Here is a 25789-nt window from a genome sequence, read left to right on the forward strand (position 1 = left end):
GTACTGGTGTTGGACCTGGTGCTGGAGCTGGAACTGACGGTGGCAGGGGTCAGCCGGCGGTAGCGCCCTTGTTTTCCCGGACCCGGATGTTCCGCCGGACCCAGAGGCCCAGGAGGAGGACGGCGCCAACCATGATGGGGGCGGAGAAGAGCAGGATCCCGTGTTCGCCGGAGGGGTCGTACACTTCGGGGCGTGGCCAGGAAAGGTTGACGACCATCAGTGCGCCATACAGCACGGCCAGGATGTTGACCGGCAAGCCCCAACGGCCCAGTGAGAAGAGCCCGCCCGGCATGGTCTGCCCTACCCTGCGCCAATCGCCCCTGAAACGGCTGAGCAACTGCGGCACCGTGACCATCAGGTACGCCAGGTACACCATCACGATGCACACACTGCAGAGGGTGGTGAAGAGTGCCGAGTTGCCGATGTTGATGGCGAGGATGCCCACAGCCATGGCGCCGATCGCGATGGACGGCCACATAGGGGTTCCGCGCTGGGGGTGGACCCGCGAGAGCAGGGAGGAAGCCGGCAGCTTGCCGTCGCGGGCCATGGAGAACACCAGGCGCGAACCTGCCGTTTGGATGGCCAAGGTGCAAACGAAGATGGCGATTGCCACATCAACCAGCAGTACTTTGCCCCAGAAAGTGCCCAGCACAGCGGTGAGTACGTAGGGCAGTCCCTCGGTGGCGAGCCGGCCGTCGTCCAGACTTGGCGCTGCCATCAGTGCGGCGATGATCATGAGTCCGCCGCCAATACCGGAGATAATCAGTGCGGAAAGGATGGTGCGCGGGGCCGTCTTGCGGGGGTTCTTGGTTTCCTCCGAGAGTTCGCCGGCGGAGTTGAAGCCCACCATCACGTATGCGGCCATCAACCCGGACACCATGAAGGCACCCACTGCGCCGAGGTCCGAGGTTGTGACAACACTGACGTCCGCTACTACCCCGGGGCCGCGCTGCGCGGCCGAGAACAGGGCAAGGATCACCGCGGCGACGCCCACAATCTCGCAGGTGACGCCGATGGAGTTTACGTGCGACATGAGCTTCACGCCCAGGCAGTTGATCACCGTGGTGATCACCAGGAGTACGGCGCCAAGGATGACTGCGTTCGCCGCACCAGTGGGGGACGTCAGTGAGGGGTCGCCGCCTACCACTTGGAAGCCATCCCACAACTGGGGGAGGACCACCTGGAGCGCGATGGCTGCGGCGGCAGCAGTGATGACCTGGGCGATGGACATGAACCAGCCGGCGAACCAGCCCACCACCTCGCCGCCCATGCGTCGCGACCATTGATAGACGGCCCCGGACAACGGGTAACGGGCGGCGAGCTCCGCGAAGTTCAATGCCACAAGCAATTGGCCCACCAGTACCACCGGCCACGTCCAGAAGAAGGCCGGACCGGCAAAGGAGTAGCCGAAGGCGAAGAGCTGGAAAATGGTGGTGAGGATGGAGACAAACGAAAAACCTGCGGCGAACGATGCGTAGCGGCCCAGCTTGCGGTGCAGGGTGGGCTGGTAGCCAAGTGCTGTCAGGTCTGCATCGTCGGTGCGGCTGGTCGCCGTCGAAAGGGTGGAAGTCATCGGGTTTCTCCGTGTCTGGAACGGGATGTGGAACCAGCCCGGAGAGGTTTCTGACCACCCGTCCGGAATATCGGTCACTTGATAGTTTTCCAGCGCGGTGTCCCCGCAGCGTTTCGCCTATGTAAAGCCTTGGTTACCGCGTATTTCCGGGGTGTAAATGAAAACTCACCATCTTGGGAGCACCCAATGAAGGGGCCCTTTGCAGTCGCCGCGATGCAAGAATGAAGGGTGACTACAGCCGGACCGGGACGCCCCCGCAAGCAGCAGGCGGTGCGCCCTGGAGCCACCGCCCGTGACGAAATACTGGACGCGGCAGCCGAGCTTTTCACGGGGCAAGGGTTCGCGAACACCTCCACGCGGGCCATCGCCGATGCCGTGGGAATCCGGCAATCGTCGCTGTATCACCACTTCTCCACCAAGGACGAGATCCTGGGTGAACTCCTCGGCGGGACGGTATCCACCAGCCTGGACTTCGCGCGGGCGATTCGTCAGCACTCGGCTGACGCTGTGTCGGCTGCGGCACGACTGCACGCCGTGGTGCTGTTCGACGGCTCCCAGCTCTGCAATTCGAGATGGAACCTCGGGGTGCTCTATCACCTGCCGGAGGCGAGGGCCGAGATCTTTCAGCCGTTCATGGCAGCCCGAAAAGAACTCAGGACCATCTACTCGGAGCTGGGTCGGGAGCTCGCGCGCGTCTCCGATGCCGACCAGGGCCTCGGAGACACCGCATTCCGGCTTGTGGAGTCCCTGATCAACCTCCGCGCGGACGGACTCATCTCAACGGACTCGGCGTCCACCACGGCAGATACGGTCATGATCCTCGCCGGCCTCAAACGGGAGCTTCCGGCGGTGAGGACTGCCAGTAGAGATCTCATCAGCCGGTTTGGAGACGTACCCGAGCGGGTGTCGTCCATGAAAAGCGCCTAGTAGTCCACCTGCCGCTTCAACTTGTTCCCCAGCCACAGCATCGCCAAGCTCACCAGCAGGAAGCCGACTGAGATGGCCACGGCAAACACCACCACGCCGCCCCAACCGCCGGCCCGGGCGGGATCGATGAACCAGTACGGGTACCAGTTGACGAACGCACCGCGAATGAGGCTGTAAACCAGGTAGCCAATCGGGTAGAGCAGCCAATACCAAATGTGCTTGGGGCGCAGGGTGGCCCTGGGCGGTTGAAACAGCCAGTCCGCAACCATCACCACGGGCATCAGATAGTGGACCACAAAGTTGACCCAGGGGAGCAGGGATCCAAGGTCTTCGCCAGCCAGAAGGGCACCAAATACCAGGCCCACCACGGCCATGGCGATGGTGGCAGTGCCCCGAGTGACGTCATCAAGCTCGCTGGGGCGCTTCCGGACCAACACCCTGTAGCCGCTGATCAGGAGCACCAACGCGGCGAAGATGTTGGACAGGTTGGTGAAGTAGCTGAAGAAGTTCCAGAAGTCGTAGCCCATGCCCAGATGAACCGTCAGCTGTGTTCCCACCGCCACCAAGGTCAGAAGGCCAAAGAAAAAGCGTCCCCCGATAAGCACATTCCGTTTGGTCATGCCTCTCATCCTCGCTGAACACCCGGCTCTGGAGGCACCCGACACCCCGGCAGGATTACGTGATCAGCAGTTCCAGCGCCTCAGCCAGATGACCCACTTCGCGCACAGAGAATCCCTCCGGGATAACACCGGCACCGGCCGGGCTCGCCGGAACAATGGCGTGCGTGAAGCCAAGCCGGTGTGCTTCCTGGATGCGCTGGTTGATCCCCGGCACGGGACGCACCTCGCCGGCCAAGCCAACCTCGCCGAAAGCAATCAGCCGTTGGGGGAGTGCCTTGCGGGACTTCGCCGACGCCACAGCCAGCGCAACCGCCAGATCCGTGGCCGGCTCCGTGAGCTTCACGCCGCCCACGGTTGCCACATAGGAATCATCCTTATGAAGCATGCAGCCCGCCCGCTGCTGAAGAACTGCCAGCAGCATGGCCACGCGGGAGCTCTCCAGCCCGCTGGTGGCGCGGCGGGGTTGCGAGTTGGCGCTCTCGGCAAGGAGGGACTGAACCTCCGCCAGCAGCGGCCTGCGACCCTCCATGGTCACTGTGATGCACGTGCCCGAAACGGGCTCACGCGTGCGTGAGACGAACAGCCCGCTGGGATCAGCCAGTCCCTCGATGCCGGCCTCATTAAGATCAAAACATCCGACGTCGTCCGTGGCGCCATAGCGGTTCTTGACGGCCCTCAGCAGGCGCAGACGGGAGTGGCGCTCGCCTTCGAACTGGCACACGACGTCCACCAAGTGTTCCAGCAAACGCGGGCCGGCGATGGTGCCTTCCTTGGTCACGTGGCCCACCAGCAGCGTGGTCATGTTGCGTCGCTTGGCCGCTGAAATGATCGACGCCGCGACCTCGCGAACCTGCGACACACCACCGGCGCTGCCTTCGACATCCGCGCTGCTCAGCGTTTGCACGGAGTCCACAATCAGCAGCTTGGGTTCCAACTTCTCCACCTGGCCAAGCGCTTGCCCGAGATCAGTTTCGGCAGAAAGATAAAGAGTATGGGCGACGGCGTCGATCCGCTCAGCGCGCAGCTTCACCTGTGCCGCGGATTCTTCGCCGGTGATGTACAGGACATCCTGCCCGGTGCGTGCGAACTTCGCCGCTACATCCAGCAACAGCGTGGACTTCCCGACGCCGGGCTCCCCGGCCAGCAGGATTACGGCACCTGGAACGAGCCCTCCGCCGAGGACGCGGTCCAGTTCGTCCACTCCGGTGGGCAGGAACGCCGCGGTGGTCCCATCCACCTCAGCGATACGGCGGGCCGGCTCCAAAACGGTTGCCGCCGCCGTCGTACGCGCTACGGTGGCGCCGTACTCCTCAACCGTTCCCCAGGCCTGGCACTCACCGCAACGGCCCACCCACTTGACGGCCGTCCAGCCGCATTCGGCGCACTTGTAAGCGGGTGTTTTGGATGCGCGGGAGGTCTTGGAAGCCATGGGTTCAAGCGTAGTGGCGGGGGCTGACAGTATTAGCCGCTAAAGCGCCGGCAGGACCGCCCGGGCCTCTTCCGGCTCCATCCCGCTCGCCTCCAGCAGGTCCACCATGAGCGGACGGAACAGCATGACCACGGTTTCGCCCTCGAGCCTCTGGACGTCGAGCATCTTGGGATGCAACCGGGCAGCGATGTCCGCGAGCTCGTTGCGGGCACGGCGGAGGTGAACCCTGCGTGTCCCTTCGCTCTGCTCGGAGAGGCCGATGGTCATCTCATCGATCGCAGCAGCGGTTTCCTGCAGGACTTCGGAGATACTGTCGATCGCTTCGTCGGACAACGCGGCATGGTTGATCGCACTGGTGAGGCGCCGCGCAAACACGCGGCTGTTACGCAGCGCAAGATCGATGTACTCCAGCGAATGCTCCAAACCGGCGAGTTCGTCGCGATGCCTCCTGTGGGCTGGTGCCAGCGTCGCAACTTCACCGGAAGCCCGCAAAGTCTGCCGCATCCGGTCCACCAGCGGCTGGCAGTTTCGGCCACGGATCAGGGCATGCCAGGCCTGGGTGGAATCGCTGTCGATCATGGCCTTGGCACATTCACGCAGCACTTCCGCGAGCTCATACAAGATTTTCTGTACGTCCTTGCGGGGCTCCCGCCGCGGATCCTTCGGCACCAGAATGGTCACCAGCAACGCAAAAACGCCGCCGATCACGGCGTCCAAACTTCGCGTGAAAGGCCCGCCGGCCGGCGCCGGCAGCAGCACCACCAGCAACGACTGCAAACCCAGTTGGGTGGTGAAGATCGTGCCGCTGTCCAGGAACCTGGCCAACAGGATAGAGAAGAGAAGAACGACGGCGGCCTGCCAGATCCCGGCGCCCAGCCAGTGAAGCAGCAGGTCGCCCACCACGATGCCCAGTGTGCAGCCAAGGCCTACCTCGATCACGCGACGCAGACGCGGATCGCGGGAGAAGCCGAGCGCTATCAAGGATGAAGTAGCAGCGAACAGCGGCCCTTGATGACCGAGCACGTACTCAGCGAAAGCGTAGGCGCCCACAGCACACACCGTCATCTGGATGGCCGGCGTCAGGGAATTGCGGCTACGGACCAGGCCCGTCCGGACTCTGGCACGCAGGAACCTCTTGCTTGCAGAAAATCCCTTCGCGGCGGCCATGCGTTCCAGTCTATTTGCCCGGCTGGCGTTCCCACGAAGTGCAACTACCGCAGGGCATGTTCCGCTCAAGGTGGCGCGCGCCGCATAACCCAATGGTCCGCCGTCGTTCACCTTCCGTTCACCTTTCACCGCAGGTCCCGTTACCTGCGCTCCTTACCTTCAGTAAAGGAACACATTGGTCCATAGCTCGCGCACGCCGAAATCTCCGTTCGGCCCGCATCGAAGAATCCCTGGAAGGGGCACATCCAAGTGAAGGCAACTCACTTCGGCCGCAACGCGGCAATCGCGGTCATCGCAGCCGGCGCTCTCGCGCTCACTGCTTGCGGTTCAGACAACGCAACGGGCACCACTGGCGGCACCCAGTCGGCAGCCTCCGGCCCCAAGGTCACCGGCACCCTGACCGGCATTGGCGCCTCCTCCACCGGCGCAGCAATGGACGCCTGGAAGGCCGGCTTCTCCGCCGCAAACTCCGGCGCAACAGTTCAGTACTCCCCGGACGGCTCCGGCGCAGGCCGCAAGGCCATCATCGATGGCTCGGCGCAGTTCGCCGGCTCGGACGCCTACCTGAAGGACGAGGAGCTCGAAAGCTCCAAGGCCAAGTGCGGCCCCGAAGGCGCCATCAACATCCCGGTGTACATCTCCCCGATCGCTGTTGCCTTCAACGTCCCCGGCGTCACGGACCTGAAGCTCGACGCCGTCACCGTGGCCAAGATCTTCCGCGGCGAAATCGCCAACTGGAACGATCCCGCAATCGCCGCCCTCAACGAAGGCGTCACCCTGCCGGACCTCAAGGTCACCCCCGTAAACCGCTCTGACGACTCCGGCACCACCACCAACTTCACCGACTACCTCGCAGCTGCTGCTCCCGAGGTTTGGACGGATAAGGCCGCCGGCATCTGGCCTGCAACACTTCCGGGCGAAAACGCCAAGGGCACTTCCGGTGTCGTCAAGGTTGTCACCGACACCCCGGGTGCCGTGACCTACGCCGATGACTCCGCTGTTTCCGGCAAGCTGGGCACTGCGTCCATCAAGGTTGGCGACGAGTTCGTCAAGATCTCCGCCGAAGCCGCTGCCAAGGCCGTCGAAGCCGGCAAGCCCGTTGACGGCCGCGCCGCCAACGACGTCGCCATCAAGCTGGACCGCAAGACCACGGCATCGGGCGCCTACCCCGTAGTCCTCGTTTCGTACCACGTTGTCTGCACCACGTACGAGACCAAGGAAGTTGCTGACCTGGTCAAGGGCTTCGAAACCTACGTCGTTTCCGACGAAGGACAGAAGACCGCAGCTGACGCCGCGAAGTCCGCACCGCTCTCCAAGGCGCTGCAGGACAAGGCAAAGGCCGCTATCGAAACCATCAAGGCCAAGGCCTAAGGTTTCCCGGCGGGTTTGCTGAACCCGGCTGAACACTGAAGTTCCCTGTCCCGCGCGGGGTGGCCGCAGAGCCGCTCCGCGCAGGGCAGGGAACTTAGCCATGTAAGACCAGTTCACTGAGACTGAAGGATCGTGAAGTGACCACCAACTCCCTGACAACCTCCCAAGGCGCAGGACGCGCCGGGGACAAGGTTTTCTCCGGGGCCGCCATGGCCGCAGGGTGCCTGATTCTCGCGGTCCTCTTCGGAGTCGCGTTGTTCCTTGTGGTGCAGGCAATCCCTGCCCTGACCGCTCCGGCTGAGGACATCCAGGGCGGCAACGGCTTCTTCGCCTACATCGCCCCGATTGTGGTGGGCACACTGATTGCCGCCGTGATCGCCCTCGTCATCGCCACCCCCGTGGCAATCGGCGTGGCACTGTTCATTTCGCACTACGCCCCCCGCCGGCTCGCTTCCGGTTTGGGCTACGTGGTGGACCTCCTCGCCGCCATCCCCTCCGTGGTCTACGGCGCCTGGGGTGCGGCTTTCCTGGCCAAGGAAATCTCCCCGGCCTACGACTGGCTGGCCACCTACCTCGGTTGGATCCCGATCTTCGAGGGACCAGCATCCGCCACCGGCAAGACCATCCTGACCGCAGGCATCGTCCTCTCCGTCATGGTCCTGCCCATCATTACCTCCCTGTCCCGCGAAATCTTCCTGCAGACCCCCAAGCTGCACGAGGAAGCAGCGCTCGCACTCGGAGCTACCCGCTGGGAAATGATCAAAATGGCCGTGCTGCCCTTCGGCCGCCCGGGCATTATCAGCGCCATCATGCTGGGCCTCGGGCGAGCACTAGGTGAGACCATGGCCGTTGCCCTGGTGCTCTCCTCCGGGGTCCTCACCGCGAGCCTCATCCAGTCCGGCAACCAGACCATCGCCGCGGAAATCGCCCTGAACTTCCCGGAAGCCAGCGGTATCAAGGTCAACACGTTGATCGCCGCCGGTCTGGTGCTGTTCGTCATCACCCTGGGCGTGAACATGATCGCCCGCTGGATCATCACCCGGCACAAAGAATTCTCGGGAGCCAACTAAATGTCCGCCACAGTAGTCCGCAAGCGCTCAGCGCTCACCAAGGGCCAACTGCCCAAGTTCGCGCCCTACATTGTCCTGGCCGTCGCACTGATCGTCGGCGCGGCCATCCTGGCGCTCATCGGCTTCAATGCCTTCGGGTGGGGCATTGTCTCCGCCATCCTGTTCGCCGTGGGCCTGGTCTCCTGGAGCGGTGCCGTTGAAGGTGCCCGCAAGGCCAAGGACAAGCTCGCCACATGCCTGGTGGTTGGTGCCTTCCTGATTGCGTTGCTGCCCCTCATCTCGGTCATCGTCACAGTGCTGGTCAACGGCATCCCCGGCCTCATCACTCCCGGCTTCCTGGGCACCTCCATGAACGGTGTCACGGGTGCTTTCGACAACAAGGCAGTGGAGGAAGGCGCCCCCGTCCTGGGCGGCATCTACCACGCACTGTTGGGCACCATCCAGATCACACTCCTTGCTACGGTCATCTCAGTGCCCGTAGGCCTCCTCACCGCGATCTACCTCGTGGAATACGGCAACGATCGTCCGCTGGCCCGCGCCATCACGTTCTTCGTGGATGTCATGACCGGCATCCCGTCCATCGTGGCCGGCCTCTTCGCGGCAGCGTTCTTCTTCGCCATCGTGGGCCCCGGCACCAAGACCGGTGCGGTAGCCGCCGTCGCGCTTTCCGTCCTGATGATCCCTGTTGTGGTTCGCTCCAGCGAGGAAATGCTGAAGATCGTCCCAAACGAGCTCCGCGAGGCCTCGTACGCGCTGGGCGTCCGTAAGTGGCGCACCATCACCAAAGTGGTTATTCCGACGGCGATCTCCGGTATCGCTTCCGGCGTCACCTTGGCGATCGCCCGCGTTATCGGCGAAACCGCGCCGATCCTGGTGACCGCAGGCTTCGCCACCACCATCAACAACAATGTGTTCGGTGGTTGGATGGCCTCGCTGCCCACGTTCATTTACACGCAGATCCTCAACCCGACGTCGCCGTCCAACCCTGCTCCCTCGGACCAGCGTGCCTGGGGCGCCGCGCTGGTGCTGATCATCCTGGTGATGCTCCTGAATCTGGGAGCCCGCCTCATCGCCCGTCTGTTCGCACCCAAAACGGGACGCTAGCCGGGCCGACCGCCAGTCATCGGGCGGCACCTTCAAACTTCCACACCCCCAAGGAACAAAGGAACACCATGTCTAAGCGCATCGACGTCAAAGACCTGAATGTCTACTACGGCAACTTCCTGGCCGTCGAGGACGTCAACATCAACATCCAAGCCAAGTCCGTCACGGCCTTCATCGGCCCGTCCGGCTGCGGCAAGTCCACCTTCCTCCGTACGCTGAACCGTATGCACGAGGTCCTTCCCGGCGCACGCGTCGAAGGCGAAGTACTTCTGGACGGCGACAACCTCTACGGTCCCGGCGTGGACCCCGTAACCGTCCGCACGCAGGTGGGCATGGTCTTCCAGCGCCCCAACCCGTTCCCCACCATGTCCATCCGAGACAACGTGCTGGCCGGCGTGAAGCTGAACAACAAGAAGATCTCCAAGGGCGCAGCCGATGCCCTCGTTGAGAAGTCCCTGGTGGGCGCCAACCTGTGGAACGAGGTCAAAGACCGCTTGGACAAGCCGGGCTCCGGCCTTTCCGGTGGCCAGCAGCAGCGTCTGTGCATCGCCCGCGCGATCGCCGTTGAGCCCCAGGTGATCCTCATGGACGAGCCCTGCTCCGCGCTGGACCCCATCTCTACCCTGGCCGTTGAGGACCTTATCAACGAGCTCAAGGACCAGTACACCGTTGTCATCGTCACGCACAACATGCAGCAGGCCGCGCGTGTGTCCGACAAGACCGCGTTCTTCAACATCGCAGGCACGGGCAAGCCCGGCAAGCTGATCGAGTTCGCTGACACCACCAGCATCTTCAATAACCCTGGTCAGAAAGCAACGGAAGACTACGTCTCCGGCCGCTTCGGATAAGGGGTTCTACAGGTTCCGGCTTCTCTGGGGGGAGTCGGCACAGAACGACGGCGGCCGTCGCCTTGGGGGTACGGCCGCCGTCGTTCTTTCTTGGGTTTACAGGTCCGCGAGGGGCGAGAACGCCAGCTCCAGGATGAAGGCCGCGGCTGCCGTGATCAACGGTGTGGCCACCCAGAACAACAGCACCCTCCTGACCAGGCGCCTGTTGACGGTGTGGAATCGCTGATTCACGCCCGAACCCAGCACGGAGGCGGTCAACGTGTGGGTGGTGGAAAGCGGCAGGTGAAATCCGATGGCGCCGATGAAGAGCATTACGGACGTCAGAGTCTGCGCCACGAAACCGCGCAGCGGATCCACCCGAATAAGTTTGTGGCCGAGGGTGTGGGAGATTCGCCAGCCGCCGAACATGGTGCCCGCAGTGAGCATGATGGCGGTGACCAGCAGGATCCACAGAGGCACGTCGCTGCCGCTGGACAGGCCCGCGGCCACCATGGCCAGCACCATGACAGCGGCCGTGCGCTGACCGTCCTGGAGCCCGTGGCCGAATGCCACAGCCGCAGTCGAGATGGCCTGTGCCCGCCGGAACCGCCGGTTCACCACGTTGGGTTGGGTGTAGCGGGCAGCCCACGTGACAGGCCACACCAGCAGGTATGCGGCCACGAAGGCGATGACGGGGGAGAGCACCAGGGGCAGGGCAACCTGGGTTAGCAGGACATTGTCCATGCCTCCCACAGCGTTGCCGCCCACAAGGACACTCGCGGCCCCGGCGCCGATCAGGCCGCCGATCAATGAGTTCGTGGAGGATAAGGGAATTCCCCGCCACCACGCGTACACGCCCCACAAGATGGCGGCGGTAAGCGCGGACGCCAGCATGGTGAGCCCACTGGCGCCCTCCGGCAACGTGATCCACGATTGCGTGAAGGCGAGGATAAAGGTGCCGCTGAGCATGGCACCCACAAAGTTGAAGATGGCAGCCAGGAGCACCGCGATTGACGGCGTGAGGGCACGGGTCCGCGTGGACAGCGCGACGGCGTTGGAGACGTCGCGGAAGCCGTTGAGGAACGCGAACCCGGAGGCCAAAGCAACGACGAGGACCAGGAAGGCGATGGTCACGTCATGATTCCTTGACGATGATGCTGCCTACCTGCGTGGCGACCTTCCGCATGTCCTTGGTAACTTCCACCAGCTGGTTGGCGATGTCCCGGTGCCGCGCGTACTGCGTGGACTTCATATCCTTGAGCATCTCGGCCACCCAGATCCGGTGCGACCGCTCTGCACGCTTGGCCAGGCGAAGGATCTCGATCCAGTAGTCCTCAAGTTCGTCCAGGTCCTCGAGTTTCCGCATGGCATCCACGGTGAGCTCAGCTTGGCGGCTGATGATCTCCAGCTGGTCTGCAGCACGCTTGGGCAGGCGATCCAGTTTGTAGAGCGCCACGAGGTCTCCGGCAGCATCAAGCTTCTCCATGGCCTCATTGAGGTGGCGGGACAGTGTGTACATGTCCTCGCGGGGGAGGGGGTTCACGAAGCTGGTGCGCATGTGCGTCAGCAGCGCGAAGTGGAGGTCCAGGGACTTGGACTCGTGCTCGTGCAGTTCTTCTGCGAGGCGCTGGTGCTCACTGGCAGGCGCACCAAGGATTTCGGAGAGCGTTCCAGTAGCGGCAACAATGACGCCGGCCATCTGCGCGAGCAGTACGAGCCCGGCAGGTTCCTGGGGAAAAAGGCGCAGCTTCATTTCGCTTCCGGGCTGGGGACGGGCGGGCGGCGGGCGGCTTGACTTGACGCAGCCCATTTCGATCCCAACTTTACCGGTCCGGCGACGACGCTTGGAAAGCGACCGGGAGCGTGGCGGGCAGTTGTCCCCATCGCTGAGCGTGGGGAATCGTGCAATGCTGGTCACACACCGAATTAATCCAATCAATGGGGGAATTGTGCATCTCAACAATGTAGTGAAAATCACCAGCCTCGCGGCGGCTGGCCTGCTGGCACTGACCGCCTGTGGCGGAGCAACGGCGGGCTCGACGACGGGTGGTTCGGAACCGTCCTCGCCCTCGTCGTCCTCGTCCGCGCCCGCCTCACCGTCACCTTCGGCGTCCGCGCTGGCCTCGACCTCATCAGAGGGTGCCGCCACCTCCTCCGGCTCGTACAAGGTTGCCGCCTGGGCGCTGCCGATTTTAGCGGCGGGGGACAAGCTGGGCAGCCTCAAGGGCGAGAGCTTCAGCGTGGACATCTACCAGGTGGCCACCGACGTGGCGTCCAAGGACAGCATGTTCGTGGACAAGGAAACCAAGGAAAACCTGCTCAAGAAGGGCGACCCCGTGGTGTACCTGAACTACGTGGTCACCAACACCTCGTCCGCAGACATTCCCCTGAGCCACTCGCTGGTCACTCCAAAGGCCAAGTACTTGGACTGGAAGTACCTCGGCGGCATGCCCTCGGATTCCAGCAGCGACGGGTACAAGAAGCACGGGCTGAGCAGCACCGGAACCAAGCTCAAGGAGAAGGCCCCGTTCGTGCTGAAGCCGGGTGAGTCCTTCAATATCGCTGAAAACTTCGGCTATACCGCGGGCAAGGAAACTGAAATCTCGGCCACCATGACGCCCCAGGATGCCGCCGGCGACCTTGATCACGACAAGAAGGACAAGGCGGAAACCACTGTCACGCTGAAGTAGTCCTGCTGGTCTGCCCGGGTCCGCCTCAGCGCCGGCCCGGGCAAACTGCGTCAGGGCATAAAAATGGTGCCGAACCGGATACGCCTCTCGGCGGTAGGCCGCTCGAAGCGGCTGTAAGTTGAAGCCCGGGGGTTTCGCGGTTCGACACCAGTTTTAGTTTTCACCGTCAGGCGGGCTAAGTCAACATTGACAGGCCGGGCCCAACGTGGGTACGTTTCGCCTCTTTTGCTGCTTAGTCGAGCTCTCCCAGGCGCCACGCGTTGGCCGCATGCTCGAGGTCTTCGGCCGTCTTCACCAGCTGGTGCGAATTGCGTGTGAGCTTGCTGGCGTGGCCTTCATTGCTGTGTTCAGCACCGTCGGCGAGGGTCGCCTGGCCGAGCGCCACTACCCGGCAGAATGCGGCGGAACGTTCCAGCGCGACGTCGAACTCGCCGTCGAAGGCGCCGGACAAAATGGCGTCGGCCATGGTCTTCATTTCATCTGCTCCGGGCGGCTCAGCTGCGCCGGCCACCACGTTGGAAACCTGCGCGGTGTCGCGTCCGGCCCTGAAATAGACCGAGATTTTCTCGGGGTTCTGGATGGTGGCGGCGCGGAGGGCGTAAAGCCTCCAGAGCGCGCCCGGAAGGCTTCGCGCGGGGCTCTCAGCCCACATCTCGGCGATGGCTTCAAGGCCCTGTTCGTCGGCCAGTTTCACCAGCCGGCGCGTGACCTTGGGGTCGTCGCTGTCGCGGCCCCGTCTGACGAGGGCTTGTGCCGCGAGGTGCGCGGCCTCGGAAACGCGCGCCGGGTCAGCCCCACCTGCGAACGGTTCGAAATCGATGGGCGCGAAGGGCTTGGGCTTGTGGTGCCTGTTTGCTCCGCCGTACGCACGTGATCCTGGCTGTTCGCTCATGACTTCACCGTACTCCTGTGCTCTGGTGGGGTCGAGTAACGGTTGTCGGGCCGGTTGTTCCTGTACCTCTGTGCCGCCACCACTTACTTTGCCGCCGCATCACGCGCGACACGCCGCTACGGCCGCGCGTCGCCGTCGAACCTGTTCCCAAAGTGGGTGACGACGGCGCATGTCACCTTGAGTTCCTTGTCTGCCTTGACGTTGGGGTACAGTATTCATGGCTGTTTCTACAGCTGGAGGGGCCTTTAGCTCAGTTGGTAGAGCATCGGACTTTTAATCCGTGGGTCGTGGGTTCGATCCCCACAGGGCCCACCCTCCTAGGCAGGCCGGAGACGTTGAGTCTCCGGCCTGTTTTTTGTCTCCGCCCGGACGCCCGGACGCCCGGACGCCCCGACCCCCGTCAACGGACAATTCACCTCCGCACGCAGGGGTGAATTGTCCGTTGGGCGGGGTTCCCCAAAAAAACTTCTTGACTCGCACCCCTCGACCCCGCCAGCATGGTTTCTATAACGTTGTAGAAATCGGCAAAGAACCAGCAGAAAAGGACCCCACCCTTTGGGAAACCAAGAAAACCCCACGGCTAAAATCACCATCGACCCCGCCTTCGTCGTCGGGCCTGTCAGGAGGAAGACTTTCGGCGCTTTCGTGGAGCACCTGGGCCGCTGCGTCTACACGGGCATCTTTGAGCCGGAGCACCCCAAGGCCGACGAGGACGGGTTCCGCACGGACGTCCTTGAGCTCACCAAGGAACTCGGCGTCTCCACGGTCCGCTACCCGGGCGGCAACTTCGTCTCGGGCTATCGCTGGGAAGACGGGGTAGGGCCCAAGGGGGACCGCCCCACGCGCCTCGACCTCGCCTGGCACTCCAGCGACCCCAATCTGGTGGGCGTGGACGAGTTCGCCAAATGGTCGGAGAAAGCCGGGGTTGAGCCCATGATGGCCGTCAACCTCGGCACAAGAGGAACCCAGGAAGCCCTTGACCTGCTGGAATACTCCAACATCAAGGGTGGAACGGCCCTGTCCGAACAGCGCAAGGCGAATGGCGCCGTCGAACCTCACAACATCAAGATGTGGTGCCTCGGGAACGAGATGGACGGCTTCTGGCAGATCGGCCACAAGAAGGCCGGCGAGTATGCACGGGTCGCCGCCGAAACCGCGCGGGCCATGCGCATGGTCAACCCGGATCTGGAGCTGGTGGCGTGCGGAAGCTCGGCACCCACCATGCCCACGTTCGGCGAATGGGAACGCGTGGTCCTCAACGAGACCTACGAACTGGTGGACCTGATTTCGGCGCACCAGTACTTCGAGGACTTCGGAGACCTGCAGGAGCACTTGTCCGCAGGGCACCGCATGGAGGCGTTCATCAAGGATCTGGTGTCGCACATTGACCATGTGAAGTCGGCCATCAAGTCACAAAAGCAGGTCAACATTTCCTTCGATGAATGGAATGTCTGGCACATGTCCCGCGACGAGTCCAAGGCGCCCACGGGGGATGACTGGCCGGTGGCGCCGGTGCTCCTCGAGGACCGCTACACGGTGGCTGACGCCGTGGTGGTGGGCGACCTGCTGATCACGCTGCTGCGGAACACGGACCGCGTCCACTCCGCCAGCCTCGCGCAGCTGGTCAACGTCATAGCACCGATCATGACCGAGCCGGGCGGCCGCGCGTGGAAGCAGACCACGTTCCACCCGTTCGCGCTCACCTCGCAGCACGCCGCAGGCACGGTGCTCAACCTCGCCGTCGAGTCCCCGCAGCTGGACAGCGAAAAGATGTCTGGCTTCACCGCGTTGTCAGCGGTGGCGACCTACGACGCAGAAGCCAACGAGGCCGTGGTCTTCGCCGTGAACCGTTCAGCGACGGACGCGCTGACGCTGGATGCCGCCGTCGGAAGCTTGAACCCGGCGCGCGTGATCGAGGCCGTCACCTACACGAACAAGGACCCCTACTGGCAGGCAACCGCTGACGATTCGACGTCGGTCCTGCCGTCCGAAAACGTCAGTGTAAAGCTCGACGGCGGCCGCCTCACCACCGAGCTTCCGGCCGTGAGCTGGAGCATGATCCGCCTGGCTCTCAACTCCTAGGCAATAGCCTGCGAACCGTCCCGGAAGATCGGAAACGCCGACATTGGTGTGACGGTGGCTGCCGTGGTCGGTTCCGGTGCCTGCGTTGCAGGTGCCGGAGCCGGCTCGTCGAGCGTCACAAACTCCATTGACTCCATGTCCAGCAGCCGGCGGCTTCCTGTTTCATCCTGGAGCCAGAACAACTCGGTGCCCGCCACTGTCTTGACCACGGTGCCCCGGTGATAGAGGCGGCCGTTGTGCCACGCCTCGATGTACTGGCCCGGGTTCAGCGCGTGCGGCTCATCTTGGCTGCCAGGCAAAGTACCGAAAGCCTGCGCCAGGCTGGCCTGTGTTTTCAACGCCTGAAAAAGATCCCTGTTTGCGATGGTCATATCTGCCCCCTCTACTCTCGCCGTCCTTGGCCCCAGCATTGCGCATCTTTGTTGCGGGGCTGTTGCAAGGGGATGAGCGATGTGTGACGGCATGCGGGGCACTCGGGCTCAGGGTGTTTCAGGGTCCTCAGATGCCGGGGGATCATCCTGGGGGAGCTCATCCGCGTAGGGTGCGCGTGGGCCGCCGTGGTTGTTCAGGAGATCATTGGCGGCCATGGCCAGCAGGTCGCGTTCGAGTTCCGGGATGGAGAGCATGCCCTGCAGGTAGGCCTCCACCTCGTACTCACCCACGGACCCGCCGATACTGAAGTAATACAGCCAGAGGTTGCCGATGTTGATGCCTGCGGCATCGATCGCGGCTCGGAGTTTGCTCCGTTGCTCGGGTTCGTTGATGTCGAAGCCCATGTCCGGCGCCCTAGTTCTTGTCTGCCGGGATCCCGGCGACTATCTCGGCGCTGATGTGGTGCAGTGAACTGCCGTGATCGCGGGTGTGTTTCAGGAGGCGCTGGAGAGCAAGCTCGTGGGGGATCCCGTGACGTTCCATGAGCATGCCACAAGCACGGTTGACCAGATCCCGGCTTTGGAGGGCTGACTGCAGGCCCTCGCTGATGCGCTTGGGAGTCTCGGCACTTTGGATATGGGACAGAAGGGTGGCCGCGGGGGAAGCGAAGAGTTCCAAGAGGTTGGCGGTTTCGGTGTCATAAGCAGCCGGCTCCGGTGAATAGACCTTGATGGTGCCAAAGCTCTGTCCGCCTGCCATAAGGGGAGCGCTGATCACTGACCTGATGGGGAGGCTGCTCACTGCCGCACTCCACTGGGCCCAACGGGAATCATCGCTGAGATCGTGGACCAACACCGTCTCTTCGGTAGCCCACGCCGTCAGGCAAGGACCTTCGCCCAACTCGTACTGGAGGAAATCCGCCTGTTCCACTACGGAGTCCGTGAAACCCCGGCTGGTCCGGCGGCCCTGGGAATCGAGGATGGACACCCCGGCGCCAATGGTTCCGGGAACGGACTCCCTGATGGCCTGGGAAAGGTTTTGGACAGCGTGGTCCACCTTTTCCTCGGTCAGGAGGAGGCCCAGGATCCTGCCAATGGCGGTGGAGAGTTCGTCCAGAGGAAGTTGCTTCTTCGTCATGGTTTTCTCTCCGGCCCTTCGTGTCGGCTGGCCGACATGACAATTTCAGCGGTCCTTTGAAGTCCGCCTCAGGCTTCCAGCCTAGTGGTTCCCGCCAAACAAAGATCGGACCAAATGGGGGATCTCATTCCTCAAATGAGATCAAAGTCTCTTGGTCGCCCGCGACACCTGCGATGACAGTTGCCGCCACACTGCGGAGCTTGATATTCCGGTGGCTCGAAGCTTTGACCAGGATCTGGAACGCGGCTTCACGGCTACAGCGGTTCTGCCCCATGATGATTCCGACGGCGGTATCGATCGTGGTGCGGGACTCCAACGCCGCGGTGAGGTTCTCACGCGCATCCCGCAGCTGGGCCATCTTCAACGCGAGGCGAAGCGACTTTGCAGCTGTAGCGGTGACGCGTTCAGCGGCTTGGATGTCCTCCTGGGAGAACCCGTGAGGACGCGTGGAATACAGGTTCACAACGGCTTCGCCGGTGCCCTGCAGTTCCATGGGAAGCGCCAGGATTGATCGCACTTTCATGGCCCTAACAGCCGTCATATAGGAGTGCCAGCGTTCCTCCGTGTTTACGTCAGGGACGTGCGAGACGGTGCGGGTCCGCAGAGCGGTGAGGCAGGGGCCGTCACCGAAGCTGTTCTGCATCTTGTCCAACTTCCGCGCCAAGGCGTCGCTGTCCGCGATGGTTACGGGTTTTTTCTGCCGGACAACGGTGACTCCGCAAGCGATAGTGTTCCCGATCCTGGTCAACTTCGCAGCAGTCATTTCGGCAAGGTCCTGGCTCAGGCCTGCGTCCCTGAATCGCTCGCCCGCAAACTTGCGCGGCGGATCCGGCGCGGCATCTGCGGAATTAAGGGGTCCAGTCATGCTTCCCCGTTCCCTGGTCAGGGTCTCCTGACCGTGTCAGCATGTCCCTGGCAATCTCGTGGAGTCTACGATCGGTATTTCTGGAAGCCAGGTGGAGAAGCTTCATGGCCGACTCACGGCTGCACCGGTTCTGCATCATGATCAGGGAGATCGCCGCGTCCACAACAGCGCGCGACTCCAGCACTGACCTCAGCCCGGCAGGATAGGGATCAGACGAATGCATGCGGAGGGCCAACCGCAAGGTCCTGGACAGGGAATCTGCATACCTCTGAACTGCGACCACGGTGTCCGGATCAAAAGCTCCCACTTCATTGGAATAGCAATTCAGCGCCGCACCGGACCCGTTGTCCGTGCTGATGGGAACGGCGAGCATGCTGCGGACATGCGCCCCTGATATCGCGTTGGCGTACCCCCGCCAGCGAATGTCGGAGTGCAGGTCTGGAATCTGCACCATCTGCCCGGTGCGCAGCGCAGTGAGGCAAGGGCCGTCGTCGAATTCGTACTGCTTTTCGTCCAGCACACGGGCCGCTTCAGTGCTGCTGGCCACAGTGGCAGGACCGCCGTCGCGCTCCACGGTGATGGCACAGAGCATGGGTGTTTCCCCGCCCAAAAGGGAAGCAGAAATGGTTGTCAGTCCAAGGAGGAACTCTGAGAAGCCAGGACTTTCGAGGAGCAGGTCCTGCAATTCTTCGGCTGTGGGTACTGCGTTGTACTGGGCCATGCGGCCTCATTCCAGCAACGCCGGAGTCCACACACCTCCAGCTGGCGGCTGTGCGCTCGTGATCGCGCAAAACCCGGATATCCAACTCCGGACTCCACCCGAAATCTCCTACCTCAAACACTACGCTTGTGCCCTGCAACAAGATACAGACAGCCCACCCGCTAGACGCATCTGCAACGATGTATACCAACGTAGAGAAGGAGCACCTGCATGGCCGTCACCATGAACGACGTCGCACGAGCGGCTGGAGTGTCGTTGAAGACAGTCTCCAATGTCATCAACAACTACGAGTTCATCCGGCCAGCCACCAAGCAGCGCGTCCTTGATGCCATTGACGAGCTCGGCTACGAAACCAACCTGACGGCCCGCAGCCTCCGATCCGGGAAGACCAGCATGCTTGGCTTAGTGCTGGCCGACCTTTCCATCCCTTACTACGCCGAACTGGCCTCGGACATCATGAAAGCGGCCTGGGCCCGCGGTTACCGTGTTTTGGTGGAGCAATCCGGCAACGAGGCAGAGCATGAGCAGGCTGCGCTTCAGGGCCAGTTCCGTAGCCTCACCGACGGGCTCCTCTTCATCCCGCTCGCGCTCGACGCCGAGCAGATCATCGCCGCGGCCGGCAAGAAACCGCTGGTTCTCCTGGGCGAGTTCGTGCAGGATCCGCGGCTGGACATGGTCCTCATCCAAAACCAGGAGGCTGCGGCCGCCGTCACCACGCACCTGTTGGAGGGTGGCCGCCGTCGTATAGCCGTCCTTGGCGCGCACGACGGCGACGAAGCCGGGAGCAACGGCCTCCGCCTCCGCGGGTACAGGGCGGCGCTCGCTGCCGCTGGTGTGGCATATGATCCGGCGTTGGTGGTCCCCTGCGATTGGCGGCGCGACGCCGGTGCTGACGCCACCGCGAGGTTGCTGGACAGCGGCGTGGAATTCGACGCCGTTTTCGGGCTCAATGATGCCCTCGCTTTGGGGGCGCTCCACGAGCTCCTGGTCCGCGGACGAAAAGTTCCGGAGGAGATCGCCGTGGCCGGCTTCGATGACATTGATGAGTCGCGGTTCGCATCGCCGTCGTTAACCACGGTGGCGCCGGGGCGGGCGGAAATTGCGGAGCGCGCCGTCGAACTCCTCATCCAGCGGATTGAAAGCAAAGACGCCGTGGCCAGCGTTGAGCAGCCGGAGGCGGTGTTCGAGCTGCGTATCAGGCAGTCCGCGCCTTAGGGCCTTCAGTGTTCAGGACGTTAGTCTTCTATGAATGAACGTGATCCCCGCTGAAGTCATCACCCCTGCCGTCCTGATCGACGTCGATGTCCTGGATCGGAACATCGAACGGATGGCGGGGAACATGCGTGGACGCGGGCTCCAGCTCCGTCCGCACGTGAAGACACATAAGACGCTGGAGATCGCCCGCAAGCAGCTCGCGGCGGGAGCCCTTGGTATCACTGTGGCCACCATCGGCGAGGCCGAGGTATTCGCGGCGGACGGCGTGAAGGACATCTTCATTGCCTTCCCGCTCTGGGTTGAAGCGCCGCACGCGGAACGCCTTCGCGCATTGACGGCCAAGTGCCGCCTCGCAGTCGGCGTGGATTCGGCTGAAAGCGCGACGGCGATGGGTCGCCAACTCGGGGTCGACGCAGGAAGCGTTGAGGTGCTGATCGAAGTGGACAGCGGACACCACCGTAGCGGCGTGCTGCCGGACGAAGTGGTGGATGTTGCCGAAGCAGCGGCTGCCGCCGGACTGAGCGTGCAGGGTGTCTTCACGTTCCCCGGCCACAGCTACAAGCCCGGCATGCCCACTGGCGCGGCGAGCAACGAGAATGAGGCACTTGGCCTGGCTGCGACGGCGCTGACATCGGCGGGCTTCGAAGTGACCACCATCAGCGGAGGCTCCACACCGACGGCACTGATTGACGGCGAAACGGTGGCAACCGAGCTGCGTCCCGGCGTCTACGTGTTCGGCGACGCCCAGCAACTGGAACTCGAACGCTGCAGCTGGGACGACATCGCGCTAAGCGTGGCCGCCACGGTGGTCAGCAGGCACGAAGCCCGCGGCGGGAACGTGCGCCGCGTGGTGCTGGACGCCGGAAGCAAGATCCTGGGCAGCGACCGCCCGGACTGGGCCACCGGATACGGGCGGCTTCCCGAATACCCCGAAGCCAAAGTGACTGCGCTGTCCGAGCACCACGCCACGGTTGTATGGCCGGATTCGTCGGAGTTGCCGCCCTTGGGCACCCGACTCCGGGTCATCCCCAACCATGTGTGCCTCACCATGAACCTCGTGGACCAAGTCATTGTGGTGCACGGCGGGGCCGTGGCGGAGCGGTGGACTGTGGCAGCCCGGGGCCGGAACAACTAAGTACCAATGTGGTCCCATGGGTTCATGGCCATAATTTGCGTGTCCCGTTGGGTCAATGGTTACAGGCAGGACCTCACTACAAATCAAGGCTTACGCGATTCCGCCGCCGGGATTTCTCGGCACTTGGTGCCTCGCTAGCCCAAAGCAAACGCCAGCGCAGTCAGCCCAGCGCCGGAACACTCTCAAGCAGGGTGTGGAACTCCCTGTTGTGGTAGACCAGCGGAGCTGAATCTGACGGGTTGGACCGGATCTCCACAACCCTGGCTGCCAGCAGCACCGAGCCGCCCAGCGGTGCCCGGTGGATAATCTCGCAACGCAACGCCCAATCGGCCTCCCTGAGAAGGGGCTCACCTGTGGGCAGGACCTCCCAGTCCATGGCGTCCGTGAAGCGCGGGGCTGATGGGTCCGCGAAGGCACGTACCAGCTCCAGCTGATCGGCACCGACGAGGTGGACCACTATTGTCTGCGCCGCTGCAATGACGGAGGCTGATCGCCCACTTGTCACGGAGAACGCGAGCGTCGCCGGTTCCACTGCCACCGATGCCACCGAGGAGGCCGTCAGCCCCACCGCGCCTTCCGGTCCCGCTGCGGTGACAATTGCGACTCCCGCCGGATGAGCGCGAAACGCAGCCCTGAAAAGCTCGCCGACTGGTTCGGATGGCACGGGTATGTGGTGGGTCATTCATGCACCTTCGTGGGACTGGTTCGGTAAGGCGCCCTTCGCGGGCACACACCTGACTGATGCTAGGACCTCAACTTAAGTTGAGGTCAATTCCTGAGAAACCGACCCTCGACTGAGACGATTTGGAAACGTAGCCGAAACTTCCGCTCCCTACGCTGGTCACAATCTGACCAAGTGCCCGGCGTCCAAGGAGTAACCATGCATCTTTTGCCCCGTGAGCAGGAGAAACTCATGATCGTGGTGGCTGCCGACCTCGCGCGGCGTCGCCAGGCACGAGCACTCAAACTGAACTACCCGGAAGCCGTGGCGATCATCAGCTACGAACTCATCGAAGGTGCGCGCGACGGCCGGACAGTGGCTGAACTCATGAGCTACGGAACCACCCTACTCCGCCGCGAAGACGTGATGGAAGGCGTGCCGGAGATGATCCACGACGTCCAGATCGAAGCCACCTTCCCCGACGGCACCAAGCTTGTTACCGTCCACAACCCCATCCGTTAGGAGCCCCCATGATCCCCGGTGAATACAGGCTCCAGCCCGGTTCCATCGCATGCAACAGCGGCCGTGACGCGATGGTCGTCGAGGTTGTGAACCGCGGCGACCGCCCAGTCCAGATCGGTTCGCACTACCACTTCGCCGAGGCGAACCGCGCCCTCGAATTCGACCGCGAAGCCGCCTACGGCCGCCGCCTGGACATCCCCGCGGGTACAGCCGCAAGGTTCGAGCCGGGGGACAGGAAGACGGTCCAACTGATCGAACTCGCGGGGACGCGCGAGGTGCACGGCCTCAGCAACGCAGTCAACGGAAAGCTCGACGGCGGCACTGCCGTAGCCGGGGAACCCCGCCCGGGCATCGCAGCGGAAAGGGACCACCAGTGAGCTTCGAGATTCCCCGCAAACAGTACGCCGAACTGTACGGACCGACCACCGGCGACTCGATCCGCCTGGCCGACACCGAACTGTTCCTCGAAATCGAGAAGGACTACACGGTCTACGGCGAAGAAGTGGTCTTCGGCGGCGGCAAGGTGATCCGCGACGGCATGGGCCAGAACGGTCAGCTCACCCGCGCCGAGGACATTCCGGACACCGTCATCACCAACGTCATCGTGCTGGACTACACCGGCATCTACAAAGCCGATATTGCCCTGAAGGACGGGCATATCTTCAAGATCGGCAAGGCTGGAAACCCGCAAATAACTGATGGCGTGGACATCGTGATCGGTGCCAGCACAGAGATCATCGCCGGCGAACGAAAGATCCTCACCGCCGGCGGCATCGACACCCACATCCACTTCATCTCCCCGGAACAGGTCCCAGCGGCACTGTGCAACGGCATCACCACCATGGTGGGCGGCGGCACCGGCCCGGCCGAAGGGACCAAAGCCACCACCATCACACCCGGCGCCTGGCACATCTCCCGGATGCTGCAGGCCGCTGAAGGACTCCCCGTCAACATCGGCCTGTTCGGCAAGGGCCACGCGTCCGCCGTCGAGCCCCTCGCAGAGCAGATCCGCGCCGGTGCCGTCGGGCTCAAAGTCCACGAGGACTGGGGCTCCACAACATCCTCCATCGACACGTCCCTGCGCGTTGCCGACGAATACGACGTCCAAATAGCCATCCACACGGACACCCTCAACGAGTGCGGCTTCGTAGAAGACACCATCCGGGCGATCGACGGGCGCGTCATCCACACCTTCCACACCGAAGGCGCAGGCGGCGGGCACGCCCCCGACATCATCAAAATCGCCGGCCTGCCCAACGTGCTCCCGGCCTCCACCAACCCCACCCTGCCCTACACACGCAACACCATCGAAGAGCACCTGGACATGCTCATGGTCTGCCACCACCTCAACCCCGACATCCCTGAAGACGTGGCCTTCGCCGACTCCCGCATCCGCGCCGAAACCATCGCCGCCGAAGACGTCCTCCACGATCTCGGCATCTTCGCCATCACCTCCTCCGACTCCCAAGCCATGGGCCGCGTCGGGGAAGTAGTCACCCGCACCTGGCAAGTAGCGGACGCCATGAAACGCCAACGCGGAGTCCTCCATGACCCATCCGGCGCTCCGCACGGTTCCGCCGAATCCGACAACTTCCGCCTCAAGCGCTACATCGCCAAATACACCATCAACGCGGCCATCGCCCAAGGCATGGCAGACGTCATCGGCTCAGTGGAAGAGGGCAAATTCGCGGACCTGGTGCTGTGGGATCCCGCGTTCTTCGGAGTGAAACCCGAGCTGGTCATCAAAGGCGGCCAAATCGCCTACGCACTCATGGGCGACGCCAACGCCTCCATCCCCACGCCACAGCCACGCACCATGCGGCCCATGTTCGCCACCTACGGCAAAGCCCTCCAACAAACATCCATCACGTTCCTGTCCCAAGCCGCCATCGACGCCGGCGTGCCCGCCGAGCTGGGCCTCCAACGCATCATCAAACCCGTCAGCGGCATCCGCAACCTCACCAAAGCGGACCTGAAATACAACGGCGAAACCCCAGACATCGCCGTCGACCCCGAAACGTACAAAGTGACAGTCGACGGCGTCGAAGTCACCTCCCAGCCCTCCGACGTGCTGCCCATGGCGCAGCGCTACTTCCTCTTCTAGGAGCACCCATGATCATCGAAAAAATCCTGGGCAACCTGCACCAACAGCCCGACGCCTACGCTAGCCACCACAAAGAAAAAGTAGTCCTGCCCAGCACCCTCCTCGTCAAACGCATCCAACGCGTCACCACCGACCACGGCAAAGAACTCGGCATCCGCCTACCGACAGGAACCGGAGACCTCCGCGACGGCGACATCCTCGCCATCGACCACCACAACATCATCGTCGTCTCCGTGCTGCCCACCGACGTCCTGGTGATAAAGGCGCGGACAATCCACGAAATGGGCGTCGTGGCACATTCGCTCGGCAACCGGCACCTGCAGGCACAATTCTTTGACGGCTCATCCGAGTACGGGGCCGAAGTTATGGTGTGTCAGTACGACCACACGGTCGAAGACTATCTGAAGAGCGTCGGCGTCCCCTACGACAGGCAAGAGCGGGTCATGCCGGTGCCGTTCCGCCATGCTGAACATTCGCACTAAAGCCGTGTGCCGCGTCAGGTTGGGTTCGCACGCTTGCGCTTCGCTGGGAAGGGGGCCGTGCCCGCTTCGCGATGCCCTCCACACCGCGGCCCCCTTCCCAGCTCCGCTCAATCGCGCCATCCTCACCTCCGGCGGTGTGCTTTGAGTGCGACATATCAGCTTGCTCTTCAACAGTTGACCGACTCCGCGTTGCCTACGGGGGCTTTTGCTCATTCTCTTGGGTTTGAGAGCTATATCGAGCGTGGGCTTGTGCGTGATGAGAGCACCTTCAGCACTTGGCTTCAGGCCTTCGTTTCCCAGCAGTTGAGCTATTCCGATGGGTTGGCTTTGCGGTTCTTGTTTGAGGGGGTGGATGTTGGCTTGTTGGATGGGGTGTTGTCTGCGCAGTTGTTGGCTCGGGAGGTTCGGGAGGCCTCTTTGAAAATGGGGGGACGGCTGCTGGAGATTGGTGGGGAAGTGTTCCCTTCGGGGGAGTTGGAGGCTTATCGGGGGCTTGTCCGGGCGGGGTTGGCTTCGGGCCACCAACCGTTGGCATTTGGTGTCATTGCGAGGTCTCTGGGGGTGCCTTTTGAGCAGGCGCTTTCCGCCTATCTGTTTGCCACCGTTACTTCGCTGACGCAGAACGCCGTGCGGGCCATACCGCTCGGGCAGAACGCCGGGCAGCGGGTACTACGCCAAGCGCACGACGCCGTCGCTGCCGCCATCCACGTTGTAGCACAGCTGTGCTGGGACGACTTCGGGGCCGTCAGCCCCGGCCTCGAAATTTCACAAATGCGGCACGAACGGCAACGCGCCCGCATGTTCATGAGCTAGTTAGTGCAAA

Annotated in this window: 27 protein-coding genes and 1 tRNA gene; 15 read left to right on the top strand and 13 right to left on the bottom strand. The window is 63.1% G+C overall.

The window, feature by feature from the left end; all coding sequences use genetic code 11:
• Positions 1-49: 49 nt before the first annotated feature.
• A complete protein-coding gene (locus AC1RJY_RS17225; RefSeq protein WP_498602817.1) occupies positions 50-1573 on the bottom strand; it encodes an amino acid permease in 1524 nt (507 codons plus the stop codon).
• Between the two features lie 228 nt (positions 1574-1801).
• On the opposite strand from AC1RJY_RS17225, the gene AC1RJY_RS17230 reads away from it, so the two are divergent.
• A complete protein-coding gene (locus AC1RJY_RS17230; RefSeq protein WP_011772961.1) occupies positions 1802-2500 on the top strand; it encodes a TetR/AcrR family transcriptional regulator in 699 nt (232 codons plus the stop codon).
• Here AC1RJY_RS17230 and AC1RJY_RS17235 read toward each other — a convergent pair.
• The 3 genes from AC1RJY_RS17235 to AC1RJY_RS17245 are packed head-to-tail and all read right to left on the bottom strand — an operon-like array spanning position 2497 to position 5716.
• Positions 2497-3120 (bottom strand): Pr6Pr family membrane protein, encoded by a 624-nt coding sequence (locus tag AC1RJY_RS17235; RefSeq protein ID WP_011772962.1) that lies wholly within the window; start codon positions 3118-3120, stop codon positions 2497-2499. The two genes, AC1RJY_RS17230 and AC1RJY_RS17235, sit on opposite strands and share 4 nt — an antisense overlap.
• A gap of 55 nt (positions 3121-3175) precedes the next feature.
• Positions 3176-4549: a DNA repair protein RadA gene (gene radA, locus AC1RJY_RS17240; RefSeq protein WP_011772963.1), complete on the bottom strand. Its 1374-nt coding sequence runs from the start codon at positions 4547-4549 to the stop codon at positions 3176-3178.
• 39 nt (positions 4550-4588) lie between these two features.
• A complete protein-coding gene (locus AC1RJY_RS17245; RefSeq protein ID WP_043469597.1) occupies positions 4589-5716 on the bottom strand; it encodes an FUSC family protein in 1128 nt (375 codons plus the stop codon).
• 249 nt (positions 5717-5965) lie between these two features.
• On the opposite strand from AC1RJY_RS17245, the gene pstS reads away from it, so the two are divergent.
• From pstS to pstB, 4 genes are all read left to right on the top strand, one after another.
• A complete protein-coding gene (gene pstS, locus AC1RJY_RS17250) occupies positions 5966-7087 on the top strand; it encodes a phosphate ABC transporter substrate-binding protein PstS (protein WP_014920400.1) in 1122 nt (373 codons plus the stop codon).
• A gap of 137 nt (positions 7088-7224) precedes the next feature.
• Positions 7225-8157 carry a phosphate ABC transporter permease subunit PstC gene (gene pstC / locus AC1RJY_RS17255; protein ID WP_017197022.1) on the top strand — a complete coding sequence of 311 codons (933 nt, stop codon included), beginning with the start codon at positions 7225-7227 and terminating at the stop codon, positions 8155-8157.
• On the top strand, positions 8158-9261 hold the full coding sequence (gene pstA / locus AC1RJY_RS17260; RefSeq protein ID WP_014920401.1) for a phosphate ABC transporter permease PstA: 1104 nt from the start codon (positions 8158-8160) through the stop codon (positions 9259-9261).
• A gap of 68 nt (positions 9262-9329) precedes the next feature.
• Complete coding sequence (gene pstB, locus AC1RJY_RS17265) at positions 9330-10109, top strand: phosphate ABC transporter ATP-binding protein PstB (protein ID WP_011772968.1); 780 nt, start codon at positions 9330-9332, stop codon at positions 10107-10109.
• A 96-nt stretch (positions 10110-10205) separates the two neighbouring features.
• On the opposite strand, the gene AC1RJY_RS17270 is transcribed toward pstB, so the two are convergent.
• Together AC1RJY_RS17270 and AC1RJY_RS17275 are read right to left on the bottom strand one after the other, a co-directional pair.
• Positions 10206-11222, bottom strand: coding sequence for an inorganic phosphate transporter (locus AC1RJY_RS17270; RefSeq protein ID WP_014920402.1), 1017 nt, complete (start codon positions 11220-11222; stop codon positions 10206-10208).
• Between the two features lies 1 nt (position 11223).
• On the bottom strand, positions 11224-11841 hold the full coding sequence (locus tag AC1RJY_RS17275) for a DUF47 domain-containing protein (protein WP_043469600.1): 618 nt from the start codon (positions 11839-11841) through the stop codon (positions 11224-11226).
• Positions 11842-12055: 214 nt separating this feature from the next.
• On the opposite strand from AC1RJY_RS17275, the gene AC1RJY_RS17280 reads away from it, so the two are divergent.
• The gene (locus AC1RJY_RS17280; RefSeq protein ID WP_498602818.1) at positions 12056-12778 is read left to right on the top strand and encodes a hypothetical protein; all 723 of its coding nucleotides are present in this window, start codon (positions 12056-12058) and stop codon (positions 12776-12778) included.
• Positions 12779-13010: 232 nt separating this feature from the next.
• On the opposite strand, the gene AC1RJY_RS17285 is transcribed toward AC1RJY_RS17280, so the two are convergent.
• Positions 13011-13670, bottom strand: coding sequence for a hypothetical protein (locus tag AC1RJY_RS17285; RefSeq protein ID WP_011772972.1), 660 nt, complete (start codon positions 13668-13670; stop codon positions 13011-13013).
• A gap of 239 nt (positions 13671-13909) precedes the next feature.
• On the opposite strand from AC1RJY_RS17285, the gene AC1RJY_RS17290 reads away from it, so the two are divergent.
• Positions 13910-13982, top strand: a tRNA-Lys gene (locus AC1RJY_RS17290).
• 243 nt (positions 13983-14225) lie between these two features.
• A complete protein-coding gene (gene arfA, locus AC1RJY_RS17295; protein ID WP_498602819.1) occupies positions 14226-15752 on the top strand; it encodes an arabinosylfuranosidase ArfA in 1527 nt (508 codons plus the stop codon).
• Here the strand turns inward: arfA and AC1RJY_RS17300 are convergent.
• The 5 genes from AC1RJY_RS17300 to AC1RJY_RS17320 form a co-directional block, all read right to left on the bottom strand.
• Positions 15749-16123 carry a hypothetical protein gene (locus AC1RJY_RS17300; RefSeq protein WP_498602820.1) on the bottom strand — a complete coding sequence of 125 codons (375 nt, stop codon included), beginning with the start codon at positions 16121-16123 and terminating at the stop codon, positions 15749-15751. The genes arfA and AC1RJY_RS17300 overlap by 4 nt on opposite strands.
• A 108-nt stretch (positions 16124-16231) precedes the next feature.
• Entirely contained in the window at positions 16232-16528 is a 297-nt protein-coding gene (locus AC1RJY_RS17305; protein ID WP_011772975.1) for a hypothetical protein, read from the bottom strand.
• A 10-nt stretch (positions 16529-16538) separates the two neighbouring features.
• Positions 16539-17261 carry a GAF and ANTAR domain-containing protein gene (locus AC1RJY_RS17310; RefSeq protein ID WP_014920406.1) on the bottom strand — a complete coding sequence of 241 codons (723 nt, stop codon included), beginning with the start codon at positions 17259-17261 and terminating at the stop codon, positions 16539-16541.
• A gap of 124 nt (positions 17262-17385) precedes the next feature.
• A complete protein-coding gene (locus tag AC1RJY_RS17315; RefSeq protein WP_498602821.1) occupies positions 17386-18126 on the bottom strand; it encodes an ANTAR domain-containing protein in 741 nt (246 codons plus the stop codon).
• Complete coding sequence (locus AC1RJY_RS17320; RefSeq protein WP_011772979.1) at positions 18110-18847, bottom strand: GAF and ANTAR domain-containing protein; 738 nt, start codon at positions 18845-18847, stop codon at positions 18110-18112. Before AC1RJY_RS17320 ends, AC1RJY_RS17315 begins: the two co-directional genes overlap by 17 nt.
• Before the next feature lie 210 nt (positions 18848-19057).
• On the opposite strand from AC1RJY_RS17320, the gene AC1RJY_RS17325 reads away from it, so the two are divergent.
• Entirely contained in the window at positions 19058-20062 is a 1005-nt protein-coding gene (locus tag AC1RJY_RS17325; protein ID WP_498602822.1) for a LacI family DNA-binding transcriptional regulator, read from the top strand.
• Positions 20063-20096: 34 nt separating this feature from the next.
• A complete protein-coding gene (locus AC1RJY_RS17330) occupies positions 20097-21197 on the top strand; it encodes a D-TA family PLP-dependent enzyme (RefSeq protein WP_011772981.1) in 1101 nt (366 codons plus the stop codon).
• 160 nt (positions 21198-21357) lie between these two features.
• On the opposite strand, the gene AC1RJY_RS17335 is transcribed toward AC1RJY_RS17330, so the two are convergent.
• The gene (locus AC1RJY_RS17335; RefSeq protein ID WP_011772982.1) at positions 21358-21879 is read right to left on the bottom strand and encodes a flavin reductase family protein; all 522 of its coding nucleotides are present in this window, start codon (positions 21877-21879) and stop codon (positions 21358-21360) included.
• A 198-nt stretch (positions 21880-22077) separates the two neighbouring features.
• Here AC1RJY_RS17335 and AC1RJY_RS17340 point away from each other — a divergent pair, with 198 nt between their 5' ends.
• The 5 genes from AC1RJY_RS17340 (at position 22078) to AC1RJY_RS17360 (ending at position 25779) form a co-directional block, all read left to right on the top strand.
• Complete coding sequence (locus AC1RJY_RS17340) at positions 22078-22380, top strand: urease subunit gamma (protein WP_498602823.1); 303 nt, start codon at positions 22078-22080, stop codon at positions 22378-22380.
• A gap of 8 nt (positions 22381-22388) precedes the next feature.
• Positions 22389-22757: an urease subunit beta gene (locus AC1RJY_RS17345; protein ID WP_011772984.1), complete on the top strand. Its 369-nt coding sequence runs from the start codon at positions 22389-22391 to the stop codon at positions 22755-22757.
• The gene (gene ureC / locus AC1RJY_RS17350; protein WP_498602824.1) at positions 22754-24484 is read left to right on the top strand and encodes an urease subunit alpha; all 1731 of its coding nucleotides are present in this window, start codon (positions 22754-22756) and stop codon (positions 24482-24484) included. Before AC1RJY_RS17345 ends, ureC begins: the two co-directional genes overlap by 4 nt.
• 8 nt (positions 24485-24492) lie before the next feature.
• The gene (gene ureE / locus AC1RJY_RS17355) at positions 24493-24966 is read left to right on the top strand and encodes an urease accessory protein UreE (protein WP_498602825.1); all 474 of its coding nucleotides are present in this window, start codon (positions 24493-24495) and stop codon (positions 24964-24966) included.
• Between the two features lie 141 nt (positions 24967-25107).
• Positions 25108-25779, top strand: a complete 672-nt coding sequence (locus AC1RJY_RS17360; protein ID WP_210065067.1) for an urease accessory protein UreF — start codon at positions 25108-25110, stop codon at positions 25777-25779.
• Positions 25780-25789: the final 10 nt, after the last annotated feature.

The organism is Arthrobacter sp. GW822-FHT05G07 (assembly GCF_058799755.1).

Bases quoted from the DNA above. Each gene is read 5' to 3' on its own strand.
- AC1RJY_RS17330 (WP_011772981.1), top strand. From the start codon at position 20,097: ATGAACGTGATCCCCGCTGAAGTCATCACCCCTGCCGTCCTGATCGAC.
- AC1RJY_RS17345 (WP_011772984.1), top strand. From the start codon at position 22,389: ATGATCCCCGGTGAATACAGGCTCCAGCCCGGTTCCATCGCATGCAAC.
- AC1RJY_RS17325 (WP_498602822.1), top strand. From the start codon at position 19,058: ATGGCCGTCACCATGAACGACGTCGCACGAGCGGCTGGAGTGTCGTTG.
- pstB (WP_011772968.1), top strand. From the start codon at position 9,330: ATGTCTAAGCGCATCGACGTCAAAGACCTGAATGTCTACTACGGCAAC.
- AC1RJY_RS17310 (WP_014920406.1), bottom strand. From the start codon at position 17,261: ATGACGAAGAAGCAACTTCCTCTGGACGAACTCTCCACCGCCATTGGC.
- AC1RJY_RS17225 (WP_498602817.1), bottom strand. From the start codon at position 1,573: ATGACTTCCACCCTTTCGACGGCGACCAGCCGCACCGACGATGCAGAC.
- AC1RJY_RS17245 (WP_043469597.1), bottom strand. From the start codon at position 5,716: ATGGCCGCCGCGAAGGGATTTTCTGCAAGCAAGAGGTTCCTGCGTGCC.
- AC1RJY_RS17300 (WP_498602820.1), bottom strand. From the start codon at position 16,123: ATGACCATCGCAAACAGGGATCTTTTTCAGGCGTTGAAAACACAGGCC.
- AC1RJY_RS17235 (WP_011772962.1), bottom strand. From the start codon at position 3,120: ATGACCAAACGGAATGTGCTTATCGGGGGACGCTTTTTCTTTGGCCTT.
- AC1RJY_RS17285 (WP_011772972.1), bottom strand. From the start codon at position 13,670: ATGAGCGAACAGCCAGGATCACGTGCGTACGGCGGAGCAAACAGGCAC.
- radA (WP_011772963.1), bottom strand. From the start codon at position 4,549: ATGGCTTCCAAGACCTCCCGCGCATCCAAAACACCCGCTTACAAGTGC.
- AC1RJY_RS17305 (WP_011772975.1), bottom strand. From the start codon at position 16,528: ATGGGCTTCGACATCAACGAACCCGAGCAACGGAGCAAACTCCGAGCC.
- AC1RJY_RS17275 (WP_043469600.1), bottom strand. From the start codon at position 11,841: ATGAAGCTGCGCCTTTTTCCCCAGGAACCTGCCGGGCTCGTACTGCTC.
- AC1RJY_RS17315 (WP_498602821.1), bottom strand. From the start codon at position 18,126: ATGACTGGACCCCTTAATTCCGCAGATGCCGCGCCGGATCCGCCGCGC.
- AC1RJY_RS17340 (WP_498602823.1), top strand. From the start codon at position 22,078: ATGCATCTTTTGCCCCGTGAGCAGGAGAAACTCATGATCGTGGTGGCT.
- ureE (WP_498602825.1), top strand. From the start codon at position 24,493: ATGATCATCGAAAAAATCCTGGGCAACCTGCACCAACAGCCCGACGCC.
- AC1RJY_RS17335 (WP_011772982.1), bottom strand. From the start codon at position 21,879: ATGACCCACCACATACCCGTGCCATCCGAACCAGTCGGCGAGCTTTTC.
- AC1RJY_RS17320 (WP_011772979.1), bottom strand. From the start codon at position 18,847: ATGGCCCAGTACAACGCAGTACCCACAGCCGAAGAATTGCAGGACCTG.
- pstA (WP_014920401.1), top strand. From the start codon at position 8,158: ATGTCCGCCACAGTAGTCCGCAAGCGCTCAGCGCTCACCAAGGGCCAA.